Raw genomic sequence first — 8,419 nt, 5'->3', positions numbered from 1 at the left:
TTATAAAACTATTATAGTTTAGCCGAAAATTCTGAAAAAGGCCTATTAAAAGATAGACAAACTATTTAAACCGGATTAAAAAGTGAAAATAAAGACTAAAAGAAAATTAATCAGGTCGCTGGATGTGCTGGACAAACCCTTAAGGTTTAATCCATTTGTATTTAGCCGAAATTTCTTCTTATGGGCACTGCTTGGTATTGTGGGTGGTATAATTTCTGGGGTGTACTGGATTGCCCTGGAAATGGTGATGCACGGACTGGCTTTTTTCGAAGGTTGGCAGGTAATACCAACTATGGCTTTGGCAGGTTTACTGGCCGGTTTAATTATACATCTTATTGGAGACCCGGGAGAAATTCAGCTAATTGTAAATAATATTAGGTTTAATAAAGGAAAACTGGATCCAAAAAACAATCTTTCCATGGTCCTGTCTTCTTTGCTGTGTGTGGGAGCCGGAGGAAGCTTAGGGCCTGAAGCACCCCTGGTACAGGTGACCGGTTCTACCGGAAGCTGGCTGGGAAAAATGTTAAGACTAAAAGGAGAAGAATTACGATCTCTAAGTATTGCAGGAATGGCTTCTGGTTTTACCGCGCTTTTTGGTGCACCGCTGGGTGGCAGCCTTTTTTCTTTAGAAATTTTGCATCACAAACATGCAGCAGCATATTATAAAGCAATTATACCCGCTTTTGTGGCCAGTTGTTTTAGCTATATCATCTTTGCGCTTATTATCCATCTTGGGATAGGTCCAATCTGGGATCTACCATCCTATATTATGGAAGATAAATTCGATTTTGCTTATGCGGTGCTCTTTGCAGTAGTGGCAACGTTCTTTGGTTGGGTCTTTATTTTCTGTACAAAGTTTCTAAAATCGGTTTTTTATAAGCTGAATTTTCCAATATATTATAAGACATTAATTGGCGGAATCATTCTCGGAATTATAGCTTTTTATTTCCCGATAACCCGATATTTTGGGCATCACGAAATCAACGATCTTTTATTAACCGACTTTGATTTAGAGTTTCTTGTGGCTATACTTTTGGTTAAGATCCTTGCCATTGCGATTACGGTTACTTCCGGTTGGCGAGGCGGATTTATTATTCCCCTATTCTTTGTAGGTGCAAGCCTGGGATTAATTATTCACCAGCTTTTTCCCTCTACTAACCTTTCTTTAGCGGTTGTTACCAGTATGGCTGCTATTAATGCCTGTGTAACCAGAACCCCAATGAGTACCACTATTTTACTCGCAACTTTAACCGGATTTGGATATTTTATCCCCATTCTTTTTGCCAGTTTAACGGGATATTTTCTGGCGCCAAGAATTCCTTTTATCTCATCGCAGGGAGATAAAGAGAATGCGGTTAAATAAAAAATATAAAGATTATGTACCGGATAGTACTCTTTAATTGCTGGCAACCGCGGACTATATTTTATTTACAAGAAAATTCTTAAGCCCAAAACGGATCTTTCCAGTTTTCTTCGGAAAAAGATAAGCTCTGATGCTGCTTTTCGAGTTCTGCCAGCTCTTTTTTATCGCTAATCTCTTTGAACAGAATACGTTCTTCAAAACGTATGTGTGCAGCCAGTTCCTCTTCCAGTAAATTGAGTACTTTTTCATCGGCACAGCCACAACTTAACAACTTTCTAATTCGCCGGTGATTAGCAAGAGCTCTTTTAACCCTTACGTTATAACCAAGCCTGGGGAAAATATATTTTTCTTCAATTTCAAAATGGGGCTCCAGGTAATGTGTTTGAAACCAGTTGGTATATGCTCTTATTCGTTCCAATTCCACATCGTTCTCTAAGCCTTCCCGAATTCTGGAACATACCTGCAGTGCATGATGATGTTCCTCTAATACCAGATTTAACTTTGAAGATTTTTTTGCTGAAGAATTAACCCTTGTACCCATTATATTTTTTTTGCCCACTTCTGCGGAAGTCGATTTTTGTTATAATCTGAAACTTAATAATTAAAATTAAATTAATTTTCCCAAAAATGATCCTGCCAGTCGTCATCAGAGAATTGGATTCCGTTATGATGCTTTTCAATATCTGCCAGTTGTTCAGCTGAAGCAACTTCCTGGATTTCATTAAAAAGAACACGTTCTTCAAACCTAATATGGCTATCCAGTTCTTCTTCAATATTATTTAGAGCAATCTCAACTTCAGTGTCCTGGGAAAACAATCGCTTTAGCCGGCGATGTTCCTTCAAAGCTCGTTTAACAAGTTCATGCTCATTGCCCAATACAGGAAATATATGTTCTTCTTCGGCTTCAAAATGCGGATCGAGATAATGAATTTTAAACCATTCGGTATAAGCTTTTATTCGTGCAACCTCCACCTCTTTTTTTACGCCCTGTCTTATTTTCCAGCACAACAATAAGCCGTGATGATGTTCCCTGCTAAGAGGTTTAAGAGCTTCATGTCGCTTAATTGGCTTTTTCATAGTTTCTATTTTTTATTTCCTATAAATCCAGTGAAAAATATTGAATTTAAGAGAGTTCAAATTTGCCCAATTATCTACTCAAAATTTATGAGTGGAATCATATAGTTTTTTAAGATAGGTATTGTTGAATGACTTACCTTCCTTTTCCGCCTAAAAAAACAAAACCCCTTGATTTCTCAAGGGGTTTTAAGTGTATTGCGAGTGATAAGTATAATTGATTAAAATCACATCGTTTTTAGCACGGAGTCTTATTAAATTATTCTTTCTAAAAGTTATTTCAACAGCTTAAAATTCTTTTCTCAAATTAATTCCTGCTCCGTAAAGAGGTTCAGCCATATTGCTTAGTTCAACTCCAAGCTGAACATTTAACTGCACAAAAGATTGTAAAACTTTAATATCAAATAATCCCGCCAAAATATCCCGGTTAGGGGTATAATACCTACCGTACCTACCTTCGTTATGAGAAAAACTCAGTAGCAACTTCCACGGATAACTTACAAAGTAATTGGAGAAATTTCCGGAAATTCCCAGGTGGTGCGCACTAAATTTATTATTGACTACCTGATCTAATTCTTCATCATAAGTAAAAAAGGGAAGTCCTATAATTCTACGTTCATAAGTAAAACCGGAATGATAGGTCACCGAATTATTTAAATAATCATCATTTTTATGTGGCGCACTAGAATTACTGCTTTGATTCCGGGTATAGAAAAATTCATAAAGAATTCCAGTAATAAGACTGCGATTGTCACCAAAATCCAGGAAAAATCCATATCTGCCATCGGGAAAGTTTGCGAAGCGGCTTCCGGTACCATCTTCAAACATATGGTTATAAATGAAATTCAATCGCATTTCGGGATTTATTCTTTTTACTAATTCAAGCTCATAAATCCCTAAGTGATTTCCCAATACATTAATTTGGTCATTCACCACAGCATTCTCCCCACCTTCTCTTCCGGAAATCACTTTTATATAATCTGAAAACCCGTTGGGTTGTGGGCCTGATTCGGGGGAATTTCCTGCCCACTGTGCAAAATGTCGCACACCTACTTTAAGCTGAAAATCGGGATTAGGTTGGTATACAAAATTGATACTTTTGTGATGCAATCTCGCTCCTTTTACAAAACGATCATCGCCCATTAAATATTCACTCCAGCTGGCTTCAAAACCATAAGCCGATTCCGGAGTAAAGAAAATAGTTCGATTGGTGGAAAATGATACTCCCGGCATTGGCCTGGCGTTTAAAGACCATAACATATTTTCATTAGTAGCACTTAAACCTTTATACAATTCTTTTTCCTGCCTGCGACCAATTACGGCTTCAAGCCAATCGTTGTTATAGGCAGCATAGATCTCATCCAGGAAAATTTCATCGCTTATTCCATCCTGGTATAAAATACCCGCGCCAATTTCTAAAGAATTTCCATTACGGAATTCATTAAACGTTCTTCCTGAAATCCATCCGGAAAGATGTGTTTCTTCTGAAATTCGACCTCTTTGGTTGCTATACATCCAAAAAGGTAATCGCTGTAATTCACCATCGTGTAAATAGCCATTTAAATTTACAGAACCCTCAAAATCCCATTGCGCATAACTGCTGAAGGATAGCAAACTAATAAAGCTTAAAAAAAATATTTTTTTCATTGATTGATTAAGTCTGGTTTTGAAAGAAACGAGTTTAAAATTAAAATAATGGCTCTTTTCAGGTGGCAGTAAGCAGTGTCAGGTGGCAGGGAAACTCCTATCAAAAGATTGCCGCACTCCTGCGTCGCTCGTAATGACGTTACGGTTCGGTCTCCGGTAAGCAGTCTCAGTTGGCAGTTAAACTACCGTCATTGCGAAGGATCCCGATAGATCGGGAGACTGAAGCAATCTGTTGTTTCTAAAATTAGGCGTGTTTATTATGAATACAGAATAAAAATTCCAAACTAAAGATTGCCGCGCTCCTGCGACGCTCGCAATGACAACGCAATACGGGCAATGATTAAACAAGACGAAAGAAAACAGAGAACCGAGAACTGAGAACCGAGAACTGAGAACTGAGAACTGAGAACTGAGAACTGATAACCGATAACTAACTAAAAAATCGCTGCTTTCTCTTTAAGTCTCTTAAAGAAAGATTTTTTCTCTTCTCCGTAAGCATAACCATACTTATTTCCGTAACCGAAATTAGCAAGCTCTACATCATTCAGTACAAAACTTACATCGTGTAGTTTTCCTTCGTTCTTGGCATCTACGGCAAATCCGAGTAGTTTCTTTTCAGTATAACCTGCACGGGCTACATAAAGTGTTAAATCAGCATATTTGTTTATCAGGAAAGTATCGGCTACCAGCATTGCCGGTGCAGTATCTACAATAATATAATCGTAAATTTCTTCCAATTCATTTAATAGCTTTGCCATTCTTTCACTTCTAAGCAACTCTGAAGGATTTGGAGGTATATTACCTGATGCAGTAATATCAAGTTTTTCATGGGCTTTTGCTTTAGCTATAATATCAACAATTTTGGTCTCTATATTATAAAGATAATCACTAACCCCGGAATAGCTACGGGCATCAGTCTCATACCTCTGAAGCTGCGGATTTCTTAGATCGGCACCAATTATCACCACTTTTTTACCCATATTGGCCAGCGTGATAGCCAGGTTAAAAGCGGTAAAGGTTTTTCCTTCCCCCTTAACCGTTGAGGTTACAAATAATTTAATTCCTTTCTCTTTGTCTCCTGCGCCAACCAATAAATACTGAAGGTTGGTAACCATAATCCTAAAGGCTTCTGCAAGTACCGAACGGTCATTTACCGAAATAAGATCACTTTCCTTCCTTGCAATCCTTGGGATTTCACCAACAATAGGAATTTCCTTAGTCGTGTTTTCTATATCGGTTCTATCGGTGACTTTATTATTTAATAAATTCTTTATATAAATAATTAGAAACGGAATAAGTAAACCTAAGATTAAAGCAGCAAGTAAAATAATTTTTGCCTTTGGTGAAACCGGTTCAGTATCACTGTAAGCACTATCTACAATCTTTGCCTTGGGTGCAGTCACTGCCAGGGATAATGAATTTTCTTCCCTTTTTTCAAGCAAAAATAAATAAAGGGCTTCTTTTATATTCTGCTGTCTTTCAATTCCCCGGTACTGTCTCTCCTTTGCCGGCACTGCCGAAATTTGAGAGCCTATTACCGCTGCCTGTCTGTCCAGGTCTTCCTGGGCAATTAGAAGATTACTACGCATTCTTTCCAGACTTTGTAAAACATTGCCCCGCATCTGGTCTATTTGGGAATTCAATCTTAAAACCACCGGGTTTTCATCGGTAGAACCGCTTAAAATCCTGTTTCTTTCTAAAACCAGTGTATTATATTCTTTGATCATATCATTAACGCCCTCTTCCTGAATTCCAAGGTTTGCAGGTAAAAGGTCTGATGGTCTATTTCCTTTTAAATGATCTAACATGGCGTTGGCCAATTCTAACTGGGTGCCCACTTCCTGCTGGCGCTTCTTGTAGTCACTGGCGTTTTCTATAAATAATTCAGATTCAGCTTCTATATTGGTAAGCTGATTGGATTCTTTAAATTCTTCTTTCCCAACTTCAACCGAATCCAGTTCCTGGTTAATAATACTTAAACGTTCATCAATAAAAGAAGCGGTATTGGTAGCTACCAGGTTTTTATCTTCAATCGCCTGCCGGTTGTATTCTAAGATCAACTGGTCTAATATATCCTGGGCTTTTTCGGTGACGGGGTCTACCAGGCTTAATTCTAACAAACTTGAATTTTTATCGGTAAGGTTAACCTGAACAGCATTCCGGTATTTTCCTACTACAGCTTCTACCGGACTAAATTGCACACTAACTTCCTGTTCCTCCTCTGCATCTCCGGGTTTAATGCCGGTTCTTTCCAGCGTGATATCTGCAAAACCTATATTCACCGGGTTCCCAAATTGCCCTTCAAAGCTTTTATCGGTTTCCGTATTTTTTAAAATAAAATCATTTTTCGATTGGGGAGTAATCAAAAAACGATTTCCCAGTTCTTCTTTTATATTCTCCTTTAATTTCTCTTCATCCAATTGAAGGACCTGTACCTTGAAAGGAGATTGGGTATAAAGCTCTTTGGATTTTACTCCTGCTTCATCATAATAAGTAATATTTAAATCAAGTGCCTTAACGGTTTTAGTCATTAAGGTTTTTGATCTCAGAATCCCGATTTCGTTTTCAATACTGCTGGCACCCATTCCGCTTAATAGGCCGAGATCGGCAAAAGCGGCCATTTCAGAAGAAGGCCCCTTGCTTTCTTCATCTTTAATAATTATACTGGCGGTGGTACTGTATTGCGCGGTAGTATATTTTAAATATACAAAACCAATAAGTACGCATAAAATTACCCCGAAAACGAACCAGGGCCAGTATTTTAGGTATTTGTCGAGTTCTTCCCTTAGGTTAATTTCATCTTCCTGGGATCTTATAGGAGTATGTTGTTGTTGAGACATAGTAAATTATCGGGTTAAAAGTACGGCTACAGAAACTAAAACGGAGGCAATAGAAATATAAACCCCGGCATTCCGGTTATAACTGGCACTTTGTCTTTGTGGGGCGTTGGGTTCTACGTAAATAACATCATTTTGTTGTAAATGATAATAAGGTGAATTAATAACATCGGCATCACCAAGGTTGAGATAGGCGTGCGTAGTTCTACCATTTTCTTCCCGCATTACCAGTACATTATCCCGTTTCCCGTAAATTGTCATATCGCCGGCCATTCCCAAGGCCTGGGGTAATGTAAAGTAATCGTCTTGTACATCAAATGTTCCCGGGCGGGTTACCTCTCCCAATACACTTACCTGGAAATTCACCACCCTCACATTTACAATAGGATCCTGGACATATCTTACCTAGTTATAAATGTTAAAATTATTAACTAAATTTAACTTTCATTAATAATTAAATTTAATCCCCTTTTTGTTAATGAAAATGAAGAAAAGATAAAGTCTGCTTAAATTTATTGTACTCGCTTTCCAGATTACTTTTAGTATTCAGCATCCGGAGAAATGAAAGTGTTTCCCGCGTTCTTAAGATATTTTTTGATTTTTTCCGAAGAAAATAATTTGAAAATGCCTGATAAAAATAAAGTCGGCTGGAATTGTAGAAATAATATGGCTGGATTAAAAATAAGTTTAGCAGATCTTAAAATTTAATTAAACCACCTCTTTGGTTTTAACTTCTACCGTAAACCCAAGATGTGGAAGTACAAGGCGCATTTTTCTTTTTCCAATATCACGAATAATTGCTTCCTGCTGTTTAAAGGCACCGTTTTTAATGGTTATTTTATCTCCTTCATTTAGATGCTCTACTTTAGCGTCATCAACTTTATCTTCTTCAAGCCATTCGCGTATTACTTTAATCTCTTTGTCTCTTACAATAGCCGGTTTGCCTAACCAAAATAAATACCGAATCACACCGGGAACTTCAAAAACCCCGTTACGCTTTTTTTCTTCCATCTTTATAAAAACATAAGATTTAAAGAGAGGCGTTTTGATTTTCTTCTTTCTATCGCTCCATTGTTTTATCTCTGTGATAAAAGGGCAATAGACCTCAACGCCCATTTGCTGCAAACCCTTGGCTACTCTTTTTTCCATCCTGGGTTTGGTATATAAAACGTACCACGACATAGCTAAGATTTTTATATCATCTCTTCGTAGTAGGGTGATTTGAAGAAATTTTAGATTGAATTGTTAGTTAGTAGGATCAAAATTACAAAGATTTTGAGTAGGAATAAGGCCTGGTGCCCGTTGAAATTAGAATCAATCTTTGAAGCACTCAGGCATAGTTAGTTATTTTTAATAATACTAGGAAAAGAATTGATAGTAATATAAACGAGAAGGAGTCGCTAATTTAATAATGGAATATTTATATTGAAACTAATCTCAATTACTTCTCAAAATTTTCTCCATAGGTTTAGCCTTCGCAAGTTCGTCTACCAACTTG

The 8,419-nt window shown here is 37.4% G+C and carries 7 protein-coding genes; 1 reads left to right on the top strand and 6 read right to left on the bottom strand.

The annotated features are described in order from the left end of the window. The first annotated feature begins 82 nt into the window (after positions 1 to 82). Positions 83 to 1,363, top strand: a complete 1,281-nt coding sequence (locus AACZ30_RS11430; RefSeq protein WP_339649464.1) for a chloride channel protein — start codon at positions 83 to 85, stop codon at positions 1,361 to 1,363. 79 nt (positions 1,364 to 1,442) lie between these two features. Here AACZ30_RS11430 and AACZ30_RS11425 read toward each other — a convergent pair whose 3' ends face one another. The 6 genes from AACZ30_RS11425 to AACZ30_RS11400 all read right to left on the bottom strand — a co-directional run bounded on the left by AACZ30_RS11425 (position 1,443) and on the right by AACZ30_RS11400 (position 8,103). Continuing rightward, positions 1,443 to 1,904 (bottom strand): hemerythrin domain-containing protein, encoded by a 462-nt coding sequence (locus tag AACZ30_RS11425; RefSeq protein ID WP_339649463.1) that lies wholly within the window; start codon positions 1,902 to 1,904, stop codon positions 1,443 to 1,445. A gap of 71 nt (positions 1,905 to 1,975) precedes the next feature. After that, complete coding sequence (locus AACZ30_RS11420; RefSeq protein WP_339649461.1) at positions 1,976 to 2,440, bottom strand: hemerythrin domain-containing protein; 465 nt, start codon at positions 2,438 to 2,440, stop codon at positions 1,976 to 1,978. A 285-nt stretch (positions 2,441 to 2,725) separates the two neighbouring features. Beyond that, positions 2,726 to 4,084: a capsule assembly Wzi family protein gene (locus AACZ30_RS11415; protein ID WP_339649460.1), complete on the bottom strand. Its 1,359-nt coding sequence runs from the start codon at positions 4,082 to 4,084 to the stop codon at positions 2,726 to 2,728. A gap of 434 nt (positions 4,085 to 4,518) precedes the next feature. After that, entirely contained in the window at positions 4,519 to 6,924 is a 2,406-nt protein-coding gene (locus tag AACZ30_RS11410; RefSeq protein WP_339649459.1) for a polysaccharide biosynthesis tyrosine autokinase, read from the bottom strand. Between the two features lie 6 nt (positions 6,925 to 6,930). Next, positions 6,931 to 7,296: a hypothetical protein gene (locus tag AACZ30_RS11405; protein WP_339649458.1), complete on the bottom strand. Its 366-nt coding sequence runs from the start codon at positions 7,294 to 7,296 to the stop codon at positions 6,931 to 6,933. Between the two features lie 333 nt (positions 7,297 to 7,629). Beyond that, positions 7,630 to 8,103 carry a UpxY family transcription antiterminator gene (locus AACZ30_RS11400; protein ID WP_339649457.1) on the bottom strand — a complete coding sequence of 158 codons (474 nt, stop codon included), beginning with the start codon at positions 8,101 to 8,103 and terminating at the stop codon, positions 7,630 to 7,632. Positions 8,104 to 8,419 lie beyond the last annotated feature (316 nt).

It is taken from the genome of uncultured Salegentibacter sp. (assembly GCF_963972535.1).
Classification (GTDB): Bacteria; Bacteroidota; Bacteroidia; order Flavobacteriales; family Flavobacteriaceae; genus Salegentibacter.
Note: the sequence above shows the minus strand (reverse complement) of the source record. Positions and strands in the feature narration are given on the sequence as shown.